Here is a 15,825-nt window from a genome sequence, read left to right on the forward strand (position 1 = left end):
ACGCTGCTTGCACGGTGAGACCTGAATTCTACGTCAGGCAAGGGCCTTATAGGTTGATCTCAAGCAAGCGAAGCGGCATTAGCAGTCAACGCCCGGTTACAAAAAAGGCCAGCTCAATCGAGCTGGCCTTTCCTAAGTTGGCAAGCGCTTACAAATTTTCTGCGTGCGGCAATTCGTGCTCTGGAATGCCGTCGTTCTGTTCGACCAGATAAAAGTTCATCCAGCGCATCAGACGCATGGCGTAATCCAGTTGCGAACCGACGCGGCTGTTACCATGCCCTTCGCCTGGGTAGAGCACCAGGCGAACCGGCACGTTGTCATGCACTTTCAGATACCGGTAGAGTTCCATCGACTGGCTAGGGTGAACCCGGGTGTCATCTTTACCGTGCATAATCAGGATTGGGGTACGTGCCTGTTCGGCCCAGTAGATAGGGCTGCGTTCAAGGTACCATTGCCATTTATCCCACGGGTAGCTGCGGGCATGCACCAGATGCATTTCATTTGGAATATCGGTGGTGCCGAATTTCGACAGGTTGTTACTGATACCAACGAACATCACCGCGGCCGCGAAATGTTCGGTCTGTTTTGTTGCACCCCAGGCCGACGCGTAGCCGCCATAGGAACCACCGGTAATACCAACACGGTCAGGGTCGGCAATACCCGCCTCAACCAGATGTTCTTTGGCATCGACAATGTCATCAAACTCTTTACCGGCGTAGTCATTTTGCCCCAGCTGGGAAAACTCGACGCCACGGCCAGTACTGCCACGGTAGTTGGGGAAGAAGGTGGCAAAGCCTTGTGCAGCTGCATACCAGGTCGGGCTTGAATAGCGGTCGTTCCAGCCATTGCGGACATGCGCTTCGGGGCCACCATGAATACTCATGATGACCGGCACCGACTGGCCTTCACGGTAGTTAAGTGGGTAGACCATAACGCCCTCAAGTTCGAGACCATCGCGTGCTGTGTAGCGAATGGTTTCCTGGCGGGGTTGCTCTACATCAGCTAACCATGGGTTTGAATCTGTGATCCGTTGCAGCTCACCGTTTGCTAACTGATACACTTCGCCAGGATGGGCAGGGGAGTTAGCGAGGATAGTCAGACGACCGTTGTCGTCATAATTAACCAGGCTTTGTACAATCAATCGGCCGGGTTCGAGCAACTGGCTGTGTTCGTTCGAGCGGACATTGAAGCGCAGGATTTCTGTCTCGGTGCCAGTTTCGCCTAAAATAAGTAAGTGTTCGCTATCTTGCCACAACATATCCCGAACATGCCCTTCGTAGCCGGGCAACAGATCACGGGTCTCGCCATTGGCGAGATTTGCATGAAGGATGCGGCCTACGGCGGGGTCATGTTGATCTTCCGCGCCTAACACAGCTAATTGAGAGCCGTCGTCTGAGAAGCGGGCGGCGCCAAGTTTGCCTTCGGTTTGTAATCGCACGACTTCGTTGCCGTCGAAATCAATCAGCAGGTAGTTACTCAGCATCATACTGTCGTCAACAAACGGGGTGGCGGCGACGCGAAGTAACAGCTGCTCATGCTGGGGGCGCAATGCGGCACTTAAAACGTGTTCGTTGAGCTCAATCTGGCGAGCTTCGCTGTCGTCATCGCTGTTCAATGTGTGGATAAACACCTGGCCTAAGCGTAATTCTTCTTCAAAGACTTCAGCGCGAAACCCTTTTTTGGCTAGCTCTTCGTTATTTTCTGCTGCAGCTTCACGGGTAGTAAAAGCAAAGGTATTGCCATCACTGCCTATTGAGTAGCTGTTAATCGCTGTGTCATGCGAATAGGACTGTGACGATTCGCCTCCACGCAGGGGAATACGATACAGGGTGTTGTGTTCATCGTCCTCGCGCTTGGCAATAAAGTGAATGTAGTTTTCATCATCACTGAAACGGATCTGACTGACCTGCACGTCGCCACTTATATAGGGAACATGCTCGCTATCAGGGGTCTTGACGAATAGTTCGGTGTAGGCTGGACCGTCATCGTCTTCGTAGGCGGTTCTGGGGCGGACCCGGGTATAGGCGATGTAGTCGCCATCGGAGGTGGTAATGGCGGAATTTACCCGCTGCATTTGCACGATATCCTGTAAGGTAATGTCGTGCGCCTGGGCGACGGATGCACTGGCCAGTGCAGCACCGAGGCATAAGCTAAATAGTCGAGCCATGCGAACTCCCTGATTAGGTTGTTGTAGATGCTAATTGAATAGGTTAGCTGAATAGGTTAATTGTATGCCATCAGGCCTTGGTAGAATGGCGGAGCTTGCTACCCGTTAGCCATGCAAGGCATGATAGTTAAATACTCTACCTTGATCACCGATAAAAAGGAACGTGCATGAAGTTCAAGCGTCTGGTCTGTGCGACCATTACCACGGCCGTCGTTACCCTCATCAGCGGCTGTCAGCAGACGCCGACGATGGATCCGACCCGAGCCAGTGAGCGAGCCGCCTTTAGCGAATGGAATTGCGACGGTGAGCCGGTGCTGGCTCAGTTTTACGGTGCGCGAGTGGTAATAAGCGACAGCAGCAGTTCACACTGGCTTGACCGTGGTACTCAGGTTGGCAAGGTATTCCGGGCAGAAAACCATAGCTTTCGGTTTCGCGGGGACACGGCAACCTGGACTCGCCTTGAACAAACCAGGCACTGCACTGAGCGCGCACTCCCCGGTGATTGGCAACAGGCGATCAGTGAGGCGCCACGTAATCAGCTCCACTACATGGCACAAGGGGCAAATGAGCAATGGCAGTTTAAGCTGCAAGGCAATCGCGTGCTGATTGAACTGCAAGAGGCCGGAGAAGCGGTTGAACGGCGCAATCTGCCGGCTGGTGAAGCTGATTATTATCTTGATATGTGGACCTATAACGTGCAAACCCGGGAAGAGCGGATGCGGGTTCAAATCACCGACGGCTTATGTCGTCGCGCCGGAGACCCAACTCCGTATCCGTCCAGTATTCAGATCAACTGGAATGATCAGGTTTTGCAGGGATGTGGACGCTGGCTGGCAAAATCTGGTCATCGCCCATAAAGGTTTGCGCACCGCGGGCGACCATTCTGACCTGAACAATGGTCTGTTCCATTAAACGTAATTTAGCGTCATCTTCCAGGTCAAGCGCATCGGCGCCGGCGCTGAAGACGACCCGTACAATCGCGTCACTCTGCAGCTCTGCTAGGCGACGAGGCATTTTACGCTCAGCCATCAGATAGTCGGCTAATTCAGATTTGAAGTGGTCTATTTCGCGGGCCACAGCGTCGCGAAACTCTCGTGAGGTGCCGCTGCGCTCCTGTAATAACAGGCGGAATACGCTGCTGTGGTGGGTAACGAAATAGATAAAGGTTTCCAGCGAGACACGGATAATTGAACCTCCGCTGTCGATACGTTGTCTACTTTGTCGTAGCAGTTGTCTTAACGCGAGTCCGCCCTCATCAACTAAGGTTAAACCGAGTTCTTCCATATTCTGGAAATGACGGTAAAACGAGGTTGGTGCAATCTGTGCTTCACGGGCAACTTCACGCAAACTGAGGCTGGAAAACGATATCTCTGCACTAAGCTGATTCAGCGCAGCATCTATCAAAGCGCGACGGGTTTTTTCTTTTTGTCGGGCACGCACACCAGCCATGGCAATCCTCGGTGTAGTCAGGGTAAACAGGTAGGAAATTAATGCCAGTGTAACAAGTTTCACTTGAGTCTGTCACTTAACTAAGCTACATTGAGCGAACACTTGTAAGCTGAAAGTGTTTTGATGGTTTGAAAAGTAAGGTATTTATGAAAAAAGCTCCAATTATTTGGCTCAACGTTCTGGTTTTCAGTATCACTTTTGCTGTCGCAGCAATTGGTGTGCCTGTATACGCTTTAACGGTGGGTATCGATGCAAGCCTGTGGTGGGCCGCATTGGCAATGTTTATTTTCTCGGGTCTGTCGATCACGGCTGGTTACCATCGCCTGTGGTCGCATCGCACCTATGACGCACACTGGAGCGTGCGTGCAATTTTTGCGCTGGGTGGCGCGCTTGCGCTGCAAAATAGTGCTTTGCACTGGTCATCAGATCACCGCGAGCATCACAAGCATGTCGACCATGATGACAACGACCCGTATTCGGCAAGTCGTGGCTTCTGGTATTCGCACATTGGCTGGATGCTGCGCGAGTATCACCCGGATAAGTACTATGACTACAACAACGTCAAAGATCTGCAGCGTGACAAAATTGTCATGTGGCAGCACAAGTATTATCTGCCACTAGCGCTGGCGCTGAATATTGGCCTGCCTGTTGTCCTCGGGTTACTGGTTGGTAACGTGCTGGGTGCCTTATTGGTCACTGGATTCCTGCGCCTGGTGGTGAACCACCACACCACGTTCTTTATTAATTCGTTAGCCCATATCTGGGGTAACCGTCCATACACAGAGCGTAATTCGGCTCGTGATAATGGCGCGCTGGCGTTCGTAACCTTTGGTGAGGGCTATCATAACTTTCACCATATATTTTCAGGCGACTATCGCAACGGCATCCGCTGGTATCAGTTTGACCCGACGAAGTGGCTTATTCGCGGCATGAGTTTCATTGGCCTTGCAGGTAACCTGAAGCGGGCATCGGAGTACCAGATCGAGAAAGCGCGGATGGAAGTGATGTGGTTACGTCTGCAGCGCAAGCGTCAGACAACTGCCGAATGGATGCAGCACGAGTATGATGAGTTGCTGGAAAAAACCAAGGCCTATTATCTGTCACGGAAAAAATTACTGGATACAAAAACCCAGTCAATTAAAGACCAGGTTGCACACTCAGCATTGATGGCACAGTACCAGGAGCTGAAAAGCAGCTTCCGCGAAGAACGTCGTCGCTGGCGCAAAATGGTCCGTGCCGCCTTGTAAAAGCTTGGTAAGTTTCTTTACAAGCGCGTCATGCTGGTGAATAATTAACCTCAAGTCCTACGTAGAATGTTAATACGTCGGCCTTGAGGTTTTTTCGTTTCAGACGTTTAATAGTTACTGATGAATAGTTATTGGTAAATAGTTACGGAAGCTGAATCATGCTGGTTAATTATATTGGTGCGATGCCAACTCAGGTTTTGCAAAATGGACAGACGGGAATGCAATCTGCCGAACAGCAGGTGGCAGGCGCGAGCAATGAAATTGCCCGGCAGCCGCTGTACCAGCAAGAGCAACGAGAAGTGCGCGAACAAGCGCAGGCTGGCTCGCAAGCCAATGCTGAGAAAACCAGCACTGAGCAGACCGGCTTGCAGCTTAGTCCACAACGTAGTTCGATGATGCGAGAATTGATTAATCTAAGTGAAGGCGAAATGGCGTTTAAAGCCAATGCCCGCTCTATCGAAGCTGCGCAAACCATGTTTGACAGTTTACTGGCGGTTGGTCGTGACCCTGATACCCGTACCGATCAGCGGGGCGACTCATTATGAACGTAACCGCTCAACCTGTTAGCTTCCTCCCCACCACGGCCGCTCAACCGACCGATGTTTTACGGCGCGACAATACAACCCGGGAAGTTATCAGCCCGATGCATGCGAATGAAGCGTTCAATCGGGAACGGGGACTAGGGGCTGATTCAGAACGCCGCCCACTGCCGCAAGACCGCTCCTACGCCCAGCAACTGGCGGATGCCCGCATAGAATCAGGCTTTCCTAACTTTCTAAACCGGGTTGAAGAACGTCAGCAGGGGCAGGGCGAGCGTCAACAGGGCGATCGTCAGCAAGAGCAGCAGTCTGACGCCGTAAAAAGCGCTGAGCAAGATGCTAAGCCGGCGACGTTAAGTAATGACGGACAATTGCAGCGCGACGAGGATCGACTCAATACGCGATTTTCTGATTTATCCAGGGAGTGGGGCACTGCCAAAAATCCAGCGGCGCAAACCACACTGACCTGGCGCAATGACGATGGGTCGTATCAAACCTCAGTAAATATTTCTGACAATGGCGCTGCCGTTGACCCGCAGATTTTAGCGCGGGGCGAGCGTATTGAGCAGTTTTACCAAAGTAGCTATCGGCCGAAAGAACGCTTTCTGTTAGGCGTAGCCTAGCCCGGTAATACGCTTCCCCTAATTGAATACCAGCTCAATCAGCCAGTACCATACTGGCAACGTCAACACGCTCAATAACACCCCATAACCAATAATTGCAGCGACAAGTGTGGTGCGCAAGCCAGCCGCAATCGCAATCGCGCCTGCGGTGATCATAGGTGGCATCGCCGCTTCAAGTAGTGAGACTTTAACTGCTAAACCATCCAGGCCAAGGCCCCACATGGTTACAAACGCCAGGGCCGGCAATATCACCAGCTTCAACAACAGGCTGGCTACAAACGGACCTACATCCTCGCGCGGAACCCGTAAACGCAACTGCAGCCCGACCGCAACCATGACAGCGGGAACCAGGGTCATACCGAGTATTGCTAATGCGCTAGCGAACCAGACCGGGTAGGTCACTTCACTGGCAAGCACCAGCAACGCGAGAACCAGCGCGATAAACGGCGGGAAGGTGAGGATTTTCAGCGCAATGCCGCGAGCAGAAGGGGTCATTCCTGCGCCATTCAGTGGCCGGCCAAATATAGCAGCCAGCGTCGTGGCGATAACAGCGAGGCCAATGAAGGAACCAAATTGGTCATACAGCACAGCGTAAGCCAGACCTTCGTTGCCGTAAAAGCTGCTGATAATAGGGAACCCTAAGAACGAGGTGTTCCCCAGCGGCACTACAATTAACAGCGCACCCATTACCTGACGCGACCAGCCAAACCACTTGGTCAGCAGGAACACCATCAGCATGCTGCTTATCAGCATTGCCCAGGGCGTCAGAACCGGCACCCAAATGGTGGCATCTACGGTTAGCTGCGCGAGGTGCAACAACACCATTGCAGGCACCGCCACGTTGAGTACATAGCGGGTTAGCCAACGGGCGGTACTGATCGGCAGCGCAGGCACCCGTTGTAGGATAACGCCGACGAGCAGAAAGCTCAGAACAATCGCAAAACCGAGCATGGCTTATTTTTTCTTGGCGTTAGCAAACGCGTCGGCGAGCGCATTACCCATAGCAGCATTGGCATTGGCGGCGGGCTTTGGCTTGCCGCTGCCACTATTGCTGCGATGACGGGAATCGCCTTTAGGGCCGCCCTTGCCGGGTGCTGTCGCTTTATCAGCAGGAGGCAGCTCGTCGTCCAGACGCATGGTCAGGCTGATCCGTTTGCGCGGAATATCGACTTCAAGCACTTTCACTTTGACGACCTGACCCGCTTTAATGACCTGGTGCGGGTCTTTAACAAAGTCATGCGACAAGGCGCTGATATGAACCAGACCATCCTGGTGCACCCCGATATCGACAAAGGCGCCAAAATTAGTAATGTTGGTGGCCACACCCTCCAGTTTCATTCCTGGTTTCAGGTCGCTCAGCGTCTCTACGCCGTCTTTAAAGGTGGCGGTCTTAAACTCTGGACGTGGATCGCGTCCAGGCTTCTCTAACTCCTGAATAATATCTGTCACCGTTGGCACACCAAAGGTCTCGTCGGTGTAGTCTTTGGCTTCCAGTTTACGCAGGAATGCGACGTCGCCGATAATGCCTTTCACATCACGGCCATGGTTTGTGGCGATGCGGTTTGCCACCGGGTAGGCTTCCGGGTGAACCGCTGAGGCGTCGAGTGGATTAGAGCTGTTCATAATACGCAGGAAGCCAGCGGCCTGTTCGTAGGACTTCGGCCCCATTCGGGATACGCTGAGCAATTGCTGACGACTTTCGAACGGCCCTTCAAGGTCGCGATGGTTGACAATGTTCTGCGCCAGAATTCGGCTTAAGCCTGAAATCCGAGCCAGTAACGGCACCGATGCTGTATTGACGTCAACGCCTACGGCGTTCACACAGTCTTCGACCACCGCATCCAGGCTTTCAGCCAGCAGTGATTGACTGACATCATGCTGGTACTGGCCAACACCAATGGATTTAGGTTCTATTTTAACCAGTTCTGCGAGAGGGTCCTGTAAGCGACGGGCAATGGACACCGCACCACGGTAGGACACATCGAGATCGGGAAATTCGCGGGCGGCCAGTTCAGAGGCTGAGTAAACTGATGCACCCGCTTCGCTGACCATAACCTTGGTCAGCTTTAATTCGGGTGCTTTTTTCATTAGCTCGCCAACCAGCTTGTCGGTCTCACGGGAGGCGGTGCCGTTACCAATTGCGGCCAGTTCGACCTTATGTGTTTTACACATCTGCTCCAGCGAGCGAATGGTTTTATCCCAGGCGTTCTGTGGAGCATGCGGAAAGAGCGTGGCCTTGGCCAGTAACTTACCAGTGCCATCGACTACAGTGGCTTTGATACCAGTACGCAGACCCGGGTCGATACCAATTGTCGTGCGTTGCCCGGCCGGCGCTGCCATCAGCAGGTCTTTCAGATTGGTGGCAAAAACCTGGATTGCGGCTTTCTCTGCGGCATCCCGCAGCTGGCCGAACAGATCAGTTTCCATGCGTGGCAGGATCTTAATCCGCCAGGTCCACTGCACGACTTGCAGGCGCCAGCCATCTGCCGGCGCGTCATTAAAGCGAAGTCCAAAATGGCTCGCAATGACAGACTCATACTGGCTGTTTCGACTCGTATCAACGTGCTCGGGGTCTGCATTCAACTGCAGCTGCAGAACACCTTCGTTGCGGCCTCGAAGCAGCGCTAATGCGCGGTGCGATGGCACCTTGCGAATAGCTTCGCTGTACTCAAAATAGTCCTGGAATTTAGCGCCTTCCTGTTCTTTCCCTGGGGCCACTTTGGCAGTGAGCTCGGCACCCTGCCACAGACTTTGGCGAATGGTTTTAAGTAGCGCTGCATCTTCGGCAAAGCGCTCCATCAGAATATAACGGGCACCTTCCAGAACGGCTTTTTCGTCCGCGAAGCCAGCGTCGGTATTAATATACTGAGTCGCTGCCTGCTCAGGGGTCTGTGCAGGGTCGTTTAACAGGCTGTCGGCTAATGGCTCAAGCCCGGCTTCAATTGCGATCTGCCCTTTGGTGCGTCGTTTGGGCTTGAATGGCAGATATAGATCTTCCAGTTCAGTTTTCGATTGTGCCTGCGCGATCGCAGTACGCAGTTCGTCGCTCAACTTACCCTGGTCGTCAATACTCTTCAGAATGACACTACGGCGCTCGTTAAATTCGCGCAGGTAGGTTAGCCGTGACGCCAGTGTCCGTAACTGGGTGTCATCGAGACCACCGGTGACCTCTTTACGGTAACGGGCGATAAAGGGGACGGTTGCGCCTTCGTCAAGTAAGGCGATGGTGGCCTGAACCTGTGCTTCGCGCACATTTAATTCGTTGGCGATAGTGGATACAACGTGCGTCATGGCATCTCTCTGCTATCTTTAATTGACTGATTTTTACCCAACCCGGAGCTCCAGCTCCAGATTTAAAGCCAGCATCATAGCACAATTGCAGCCTCGTGCTGCGCGATGAAGATCAACCTATGTAGACGAGTGATAAAGGACATAACAATGAACGATTTTGCGACGTGGTTTAGCAGTGGGCTGAGTACCTGGGTCGGTACTCTGCTGGGCTCAGCGAGCCTTTTTCTGGCGGTCTCATTTCCCCTTGCAGCACAGCAGCCGCCGCACACAACAGAGCGCACCCTGTATTTAGCCAGTGCCGATCTTGACCATATACACTCGCGTCTCGGGGACGGTCAGTTGACCTTGATCGGCGAACCGGATCGGGAGCAGGTGGAAGTGCAGGCGACGCTTTATTATTACGCCGAGGAATCGATTTTGCTGTCGCTGGAACAGCTAAACGGCGAAGCTCGTCTTGAGGGTGGCTTTATCGAAAGCAATTACACCGGGTTGGCACCCTACATGGATGTGGTTATCCGGGTCCCGTCCAGCTTCAGTGCAGCGGTGCGGCACGGCAATGGTAATCTGTTTATTCAGGATCTGACGGGAATGGTCAGTATCGAAAGTGGCAGTGGCGATATTGACGTTAGCAATGTCGGCGGGGTGCGCATTGAGCATAGCAGCGGCGGCAAGGTAAGTACTCAATCGATTCAGGGGCCAGTCCGCATCAGCCAGCGTCGGGCGCAGCCGTAGAGAAGTGAACAAGGCGAAAAAAGATGTAAAGGTCGCATCGGGGGCATGCATATTTGCTGGCAACAGCTAGGCTTTATATAGGTTTTCTATAGAAGGATGACGATATGAGTGATTCAGATGCACATAAACGCAAAGGTGAAGCTCAGGTAGAGCAGTGGGAAGCCGAGCTGAAAAAACTTAAGGCCGAGGCGAAAGAGGCAAGTGCCGACGGTCAGATTAAGCTGGAAAAGAAAATGGATGAGTTGCGCGGAAAAATCGAGAAAGCCCGCAATTAATCAGTTTGGTTTTGTTACAATGGAGTGATGGCGAAACCAAACAAGAAAGGTCCAGTGCGCACGGTTAATGTGTATTGCGCGCGCTGCAAGACCCAGCTATTCAAATACCGTAAAGGTGGCAAAGGGGCGTTGGTTAAATGCTTCATCGAGCGTATCGTTGAAGACATGACCAATGCCCCTTGTGTTTGCCCAGGCTGCGAACAACAATTTGCCAGACAAACCATGATCCGTGGCGCCCCCGCCTATAAGATGATTGGCGGCAAAGTGCATATGAAGTAAGCACCCTTTCAAGTAACCAGACAAAGAACCAGAGCATGAAAACCAACCTGATTACACGAGAAGGCTTTGAACGCCTGCAAGCTGAACTCGACCATTTGTGGCGCAAAGAACGCCCGGAAACAACAGCAAAAGTCAGCTGGGCAGCGAGTCTTGGCGACCGCTCTGAAAATGCAGACTACCAATACAACAAGAAACGCCTGCGAGAAATAGACCGCCGGGTGCGTTATTTGCGCAAACGACTGGAAGATGTCCAGGTTGTGGATTACAACCCACAACAGGATGGCAGGGTTTTCTTCGGCGCCTGGGTTGAAGTTGAAGACGACGATGGTCAGGTGCTGAACTTCAAAATTGTCGGCCCGGATGAAATTTATGGCCGTAAGGACTACGTCTCAATTGACTCACCAATGGCCAGAGCGCTGCTGAAAAAGGAAGTGAATGATGAAGCGGTTGTTAAAACCCCGTCAGGCATAAGAAATTGGTATATCAACCTGATTAAATATTGAGTATTATTTAACCAGTGCCCACTGTTTAATTAGGAGGTGTGGTATGTGGTTAGTCACTAAACTATCAGTGGCGGCTGTTGTGATAGGTTTAACCGCATGTGCGGGTAATCAAGGCAGTCAATATGAAGGTACCCGGCTAGTCATCGACTGGGATCAGGTGAATCGGGTTGAGCAGTCTACCCGGGGTAACGCGTCGCTATTTTGGGTTAATTATCCACGCAAACGAATTGATGCTGAGGGTCGGGTCGTTGAACGGATCAACCAGCATGGCGAGGTTATAGCGCGCTACTCATACGATGACGAAAACGATGAAGATAGCGACGTTTACTAACCCTTTAGTAACGGTAAAAGAGCGTGACGGGCCGGAGTGCCTCGTTACGCTTTGTAACAAATCTTCCGCTTAAATACGCGCTACGCGATTGCAGATTAAGGCGCGCCCTCTTATATTGGGTTTAGTTACACTAACTGAACCCTGCATTATGAGTATTCAAACCCCAACAGAAACCCATAAAATTCTTGTTGTCGATGATGACGCGCGCCTACGAGCTTTACTTGAGCGTTATCTGATTGAACAGGGGTTCGCAGTACGCTCTGTGGCAGATAATCTGCAAATGGACCGTTTGCTTGAGCGTGAGAACTTTTCGCTGATGGTTCTTGACCTGATGTTACCGAATGAGGACGGCATGTCGATCTGTCGACGCCTGCGTGAGCAGGGTAGCCAGTTACCAATTGTTATGCTGACTGCAAAAGGTGACGAGGTTGACCGGATTATGGGGTTGGAACAGGGGGCTGACGACTATCTGGCAAAACCCTTTAACCCGCGTGAGTTAATGGCTCGCATTAACGCCGTATTGCGACGACAGAAGCGTGAATTGCCGGGGGCGCCGAGTGACGAGGAAACCATCGTTGAATTCGGTGATTTCTGGTTTAATCTGGCAACCCGTGAAATGCGTCAGGGTGACAAACCTATTTCTCTGACCAGCGGCGAGTATGCTGTACTCAAAGCGCTGGTTCAGCATCCGCGTGAACCTCTGTCGCGCGATAAACTGATGCATCTTGCACGGGGCCGTGACTATAGCGCGCTAGAGCGCAGCATTGATGTGCAGGTCTCACGGTTACGGCGGATGATTGAGGCGGATGCGACCAAACCTCGCTATATCCAGACGGTGTGGGGGCTTGGTTACGTGTTCGTTCCTGATGGCACTAAACACTAATGTGGCGTTTACTCCCCCGAACCGCGTTCGCCCGCACTGTTTTCCTTATTGCGCTCATTCTGGTTATCAATCAGGCGGTGTCCTACCTGATGATAGCGGTCTATGTGGTGAAGCCTGGTGTGCAACAGATTGTGTACCTGATCGGTAGCCAGGTTGAAACCCGGGCGTTGCTGGAACGTCTCGACATCGAGAACAGGGACGCTGTGCTTCGCGACTATGAAGCACTCGGCGGCGTGGAGCACTTTGATTTTGATGAAGCACTTGAGGCAGGACTTGAATACACAGTAGCTTATAGTTTTCTTGGCAATGAAATTAGCAAGGTATTGGGCGAACCAGCTGAAGTGCGATTGTCGAACAACGATGACATGTACGCCTGGGTGCGTCGCTCCTCGGCCCCGGATCAATGGCAGCGCATTCTGCTCACCGAAATTGATGAGCGAACCTCGTCCCCGATTATTTTTTATCTGTTTTTAATTGGAACCCTCAGTGTTTTTGGTGGGATTTGGTTCGCTCGCTGGCTAAATAGGCCGTTGAAAGCATTGCAGGCGGCGGCTCGCAAAATAGCCGCTGGTGATGACCCGGGTCTGCTTGAAGAGCGTGGTGCCAGTGAAATTGTTCAGGTGACTCGCGCGTTCAATCAGATGTCGCGCGGTATTCAACGTTTGGAACAGGATCGTAATTTACTGCTGGCAGGGATTTCACATGACCTGCGGACACCGCTAACCCGTATTCGTCTCGCCACAGAAATGATGCCGTCGACAGAAGACTACCTGGTCGAGGGCATCGTCCATGATATTGATGATATGAACGCCATTATTGACCAGTTTATCGATTATGTACGGGCACGGGATACGGCAACCTTTACCGAAGAAGACCTCAATGTTCTGGTTCAGGACGTGGTAGAGGGCCTGCAGTACATCGGCGAAGACGACATCAAACTTACCCTGGCTGAGTTACCGCTGGTCCCTATGCAGGCGGTCGCCATGAAACGGGTGATCAGCAATATTATCGAAAATGCACAACACTATGGTGCATCACCGATTTGCATTGAAACCGGTGTGACTGAATTAACTCCAACTGGAGAGGTAAGCGCAAGGACGCGTGTCTGGTTAGAAGTGACTGATTCAGGACAGGGGCTCGATGAAAGTAAAATGGACGATGTATTCGAGCCGTTCATGCAGGGCAATCAGGCACGTGGTGGCGAAGGGTCGGGGCTCGGCCTGGCTATCGTGAGGCGGTTTGTGCAGTTGCATCAGGGTGAGGTTAGTTTACGTAATCACCCAGATGCTGGTCTGATAGTCCGAATTGAATTGCCGCTGCGTCACCGTAATACGGTCACGCCAGCGGCTTAATTAAAATCGGATTTCAGCCGTCGACCCGATTAATACCATTCAACGCAGCCACCCGGTAGGCTTCAGCCATGGTTGGGTAATTGAAGGTAGTATCAATAAAGTAATCCAGTGTATTGCCTTTGCCTTTTTGCTCCATGATGGCCTGACCAATGTGAATGATCTCTGCGGCCCGCTCACCGAAGCAGTGGATTCCTAAAATTTTCCGGCTTTCCCGGTGGAACAATAACTTCAGACACCCGACCTGGGTGTCAGCTATCTGTGCTCGGGCGAGGTGCTTAAACTGAGCCCGGCCCACTTCGTAAGGCACTTTCTTTGCAGTAAGTTCTTCTTCGGTGGCACCGACTGAACTGATCTCAGGGATAGTGTAGATACCCGTTGGTATATCGGTAATGAGTTTCTTCTCGCATTTGCCGTCAATCATGGCGGTGGCCGCGAAACGACCCTGATCATAGGCAGCGCTGGCCAGAGACGGATAGCCAATAATGTCGCCGACAGCGTAAATGTTATCGGTGCTGGTACGGTAGTTGTCATCGACTTCGAGCTGCCCGCGTCCGTTCGGCTGTAAATCGACATTCCCAACTTGCAGGCTTTCAACGTTGCCTGAACGACCGTTGGCGAATAGCAGGCAGTCGGCCTGCATAATCTTACCTGATTCCGTGGTCAGTACGACACGGTCATCAAAGCCTTCCACCTTGGCAAACTCTTCGCCGTGGCGAATCACTACCCCACTGTTGCGTAAATGGTAGCTGAGCGCATCCGAAATCTCAGTGTCGAGAAATGAAAGCAGGCGGTCACGCATATTAACCAGGTCTACCTTGACGCCGAGGCCACGGAATATGCTGGCGTATTCGCAGCCAATGACGCCGGCACCGACAATAATAATACTGCGTGGGTCATGCTTCAGTGACAACACAGTATCGGAGTCGTAGACCCGGGGGTGATTAAAATCGATCGACTTGGGTCGGTAGGGTCGGGAGCCCGTAGCAATCACGAACTGAGCAGCGGTAATGTCGTCACTGGAACCATCGTCGCGGACAAACTTTAAGGTGTGTTTATCTTTAAAACTGGCTTCGCCGTGCAATACCGGAACACCGTTTCGTTCATAGAAGCTTCCGCGCAGTTTGATTTGGCGCCGGATAACCGACTGAGAATGGTCAAGAATATCACTGAATTTAAGGTGTAACGGGGTATCCTGGCGCGAGAATAAGGGATTTGCATTGAACTCTATCAAGCGGCTGACTGAGTGGCGTAAGGCTTTGGACGGGATAGTGCCCCAATGGGTACAGCCACCGCCGATACTGCTATGGCGCTCGATCATGGCGACCCGTTTGCCACTTTTTGCGAGCTTCATGGCGGCGCCTTCACCCGCCGGGCCTGAACCGATTACAATTGCGTCGTAGTCGTACTTCGTTTTCGCCATAGCTTGCCCTTATTGCTTGAGAACGGTTTTTTTGCTGTTATCAGGTGCTCATTATAGGCTGTAACTGGGCGTAGTTGTCAAAACTGCGGTGGCGCTGAAAAACCTTGGCTGGCAATTGGCTATCAGGGTTTTCGACACCAAGCAAATGGCCGATACCAAAGGTATGAGCTGAATCAAGAATGGCTTCGCCATCGTCAATAAAAAGCGTTCGCCCAGGATTAAAGCCAACCTCTGCGTGCAAACGCTGCCATAATCTCTGATCTTCTTTACAGGCTCCGAAACTATGAGTCGAGAACTGCTGGTCACAAAATTGTTCGAGGTTGGTATGCTGATTTTTCAGTGCCAGCGCGTCCGGGTGTGCATTGGTTAAAAGCAGGATTTGCTTTCCGGCCCGGCGGGCTTCCTGCAGAAACGGTGGTACATCATCACGCAGCCGAATTAAGTCCACGGTGCGGGTCTTTAACTCGCGAATGGGAAGTTGCAGAGTCGTTTGCCAGTAATCAAGGCAATACCAGTTCAGGGTTCCGGCAACCTGCTTGAAGTGGCTATGAACCAGCTGACGGGCTTCGTCTATAGAGACCTGATGATACTCGGCATAATGCTCTGGCACCCGGTGGTTCCAAAACTGGTTATCGTAGTGCAAATCCAGCAGCGTGCCGTCCATATCCAGCAATAAGGTATCGATTTGTGACCAATTGAGCATGGGTTTCATTAACTTTTCAGTTTATAGTAGG

Annotated in this window: 17 protein-coding genes; 11 read left to right on the plus strand and 6 right to left on the minus strand. The window is 52.1% G+C overall.

The features are described 5' to 3' along the window. Positions 1–148: 148 nt before the first annotated feature. A complete protein-coding gene (locus tag CWE14_RS05670; protein ID WP_126798505.1) occupies positions 149–2,167 on the minus strand; it encodes an alpha/beta hydrolase family protein in 2,019 nt (672 codons plus the stop codon). Between the two features lie 167 nt (positions 2,168–2,334). Here CWE14_RS05670 and CWE14_RS05675 point away from each other — a divergent pair, with 167 nt between their 5' ends. Then, positions 2,335–3,024 (plus strand): hypothetical protein, encoded by a 690-nt coding sequence (locus tag CWE14_RS05675; RefSeq protein WP_126798506.1) that lies wholly within the window; start codon positions 2,335–2,337, stop codon positions 3,022–3,024. Here CWE14_RS05675 and fabR read toward each other — a convergent pair. Beyond that, positions 2,957–3,616, minus strand: a complete 660-nt coding sequence (gene fabR, locus CWE14_RS05680; protein WP_126798652.1) for an HTH-type transcriptional repressor FabR — start codon at positions 3,614–3,616, stop codon at positions 2,957–2,959. The two genes, CWE14_RS05675 and fabR, sit on opposite strands and share 68 nt — an antisense overlap. A 146-nt stretch (positions 3,617–3,762) precedes the next feature. Here fabR and CWE14_RS05685 point away from each other — a divergent pair, with 146 nt between their 5' ends. The 3 genes from CWE14_RS05685 to CWE14_RS05695 all read left to right on the plus strand — a co-directional run bounded on the left by CWE14_RS05685 (position 3,763) and on the right by CWE14_RS05695 (position 6,025). Continuing rightward, positions 3,763–4,863, plus strand: coding sequence for an acyl-CoA desaturase (locus CWE14_RS05685; RefSeq protein ID WP_126798507.1), 1,101 nt, complete (start codon positions 3,763–3,765; stop codon positions 4,861–4,863). Between the two features lie 158 nt (positions 4,864–5,021). Then, complete coding sequence (locus CWE14_RS05690) at positions 5,022–5,408, plus strand: hypothetical protein (RefSeq protein WP_126798508.1); 387 nt, start codon at positions 5,022–5,024, stop codon at positions 5,406–5,408. Beyond that, on the plus strand, positions 5,405–6,025 hold the full coding sequence (locus tag CWE14_RS05695; RefSeq protein WP_126798509.1) for a hypothetical protein: 621 nt from the start codon (positions 5,405–5,407) through the stop codon (positions 6,023–6,025). Before CWE14_RS05690 ends, CWE14_RS05695 begins: the two co-directional genes overlap by 4 nt. An 18-nt stretch (positions 6,026–6,043) precedes the next feature. On the opposite strand, the gene CWE14_RS05700 is transcribed toward CWE14_RS05695, so the two are convergent. Further along, a complete protein-coding gene (locus tag CWE14_RS05700) occupies positions 6,044–6,976 on the minus strand; it encodes an AEC family transporter (protein WP_126798510.1) in 933 nt (310 codons plus the stop codon). 3 nt (positions 6,977–6,979) lie between these two features. Next, positions 6,980–9,316, minus strand: coding sequence for a Tex family protein (locus CWE14_RS05705; RefSeq protein ID WP_126798511.1), 2,337 nt, complete (start codon positions 9,314–9,316; stop codon positions 6,980–6,982). 147 nt (positions 9,317–9,463) lie between these two features. On the opposite strand from CWE14_RS05705, the gene CWE14_RS05710 reads away from it, so the two are divergent. The 7 genes from CWE14_RS05710 to envZ all read left to right on the plus strand — a co-directional run bounded on the left by CWE14_RS05710 (position 9,464) and on the right by envZ (position 13,671). Then, positions 9,464–10,048 (plus strand): DUF4097 family beta strand repeat-containing protein, encoded by a 585-nt coding sequence (locus tag CWE14_RS05710; protein WP_126798512.1) that lies wholly within the window; start codon positions 9,464–9,466, stop codon positions 10,046–10,048. A 104-nt stretch (positions 10,049–10,152) separates the two neighbouring features. Then, positions 10,153–10,323 (plus strand): sll1863 family stress response protein, encoded by a 171-nt coding sequence (locus CWE14_RS14705; protein WP_157981783.1) that lies wholly within the window; start codon positions 10,153–10,155, stop codon positions 10,321–10,323. Positions 10,324–10,350: 27 nt separating this feature from the next. Continuing rightward, positions 10,351–10,602: a hypothetical protein gene (locus CWE14_RS05715; protein ID WP_126798513.1), complete on the plus strand. Its 252-nt coding sequence runs from the start codon at positions 10,351–10,353 to the stop codon at positions 10,600–10,602. A gap of 35 nt (positions 10,603–10,637) precedes the next feature. Further along, positions 10,638–11,105 (plus strand): transcription elongation factor GreB, encoded by a 468-nt coding sequence (gene greB / locus CWE14_RS05720; RefSeq protein WP_126798514.1) that lies wholly within the window; start codon positions 10,638–10,640, stop codon positions 11,103–11,105. A 43-nt stretch (positions 11,106–11,148) separates the two neighbouring features. Then, a complete protein-coding gene (locus tag CWE14_RS05725) occupies positions 11,149–11,436 on the plus strand; it encodes a hypothetical protein (RefSeq protein ID WP_126798515.1) in 288 nt (95 codons plus the stop codon). A gap of 148 nt (positions 11,437–11,584) precedes the next feature. After that, complete coding sequence (gene ompR / locus CWE14_RS05730; RefSeq protein ID WP_126798516.1) at positions 11,585–12,319, plus strand: osmolarity response regulator transcription factor OmpR; 735 nt, start codon at positions 11,585–11,587, stop codon at positions 12,317–12,319. Beyond that, positions 12,319–13,671 carry a two-component system sensor histidine kinase EnvZ gene (gene envZ / locus CWE14_RS05735; protein WP_126798517.1) on the plus strand — a complete coding sequence of 451 codons (1,353 nt, stop codon included), beginning with the start codon at positions 12,319–12,321 and terminating at the stop codon, positions 13,669–13,671. Before ompR ends, envZ begins: the two co-directional genes overlap by 1 nt. 13 nt (positions 13,672–13,684) lie before the next feature. Here the strand turns inward: envZ and sthA are convergent, their stop codons facing one another. Further along, on the minus strand, positions 13,685–15,091 hold the full coding sequence (sthA, locus tag CWE14_RS05740; protein ID WP_126798518.1) for a Si-specific NAD(P)(+) transhydrogenase: 1,407 nt from the start codon (positions 15,089–15,091) through the stop codon (positions 13,685–13,687). Between the two features lie 40 nt (positions 15,092–15,131). Next, positions 15,132–15,794, minus strand: a complete 663-nt coding sequence (gene yrfG / locus CWE14_RS05745) for a GMP/IMP nucleotidase (protein ID WP_198676538.1) — start codon at positions 15,792–15,794, stop codon at positions 15,132–15,134. Positions 15,795–15,825 lie beyond the last annotated feature (31 nt).

It is taken from the genome of Aliidiomarina soli (assembly GCF_003986975.1).
Taxonomy (GTDB): Bacteria; Pseudomonadota; Gammaproteobacteria; order Enterobacterales; family Alteromonadaceae; genus Aliidiomarina; species Aliidiomarina soli.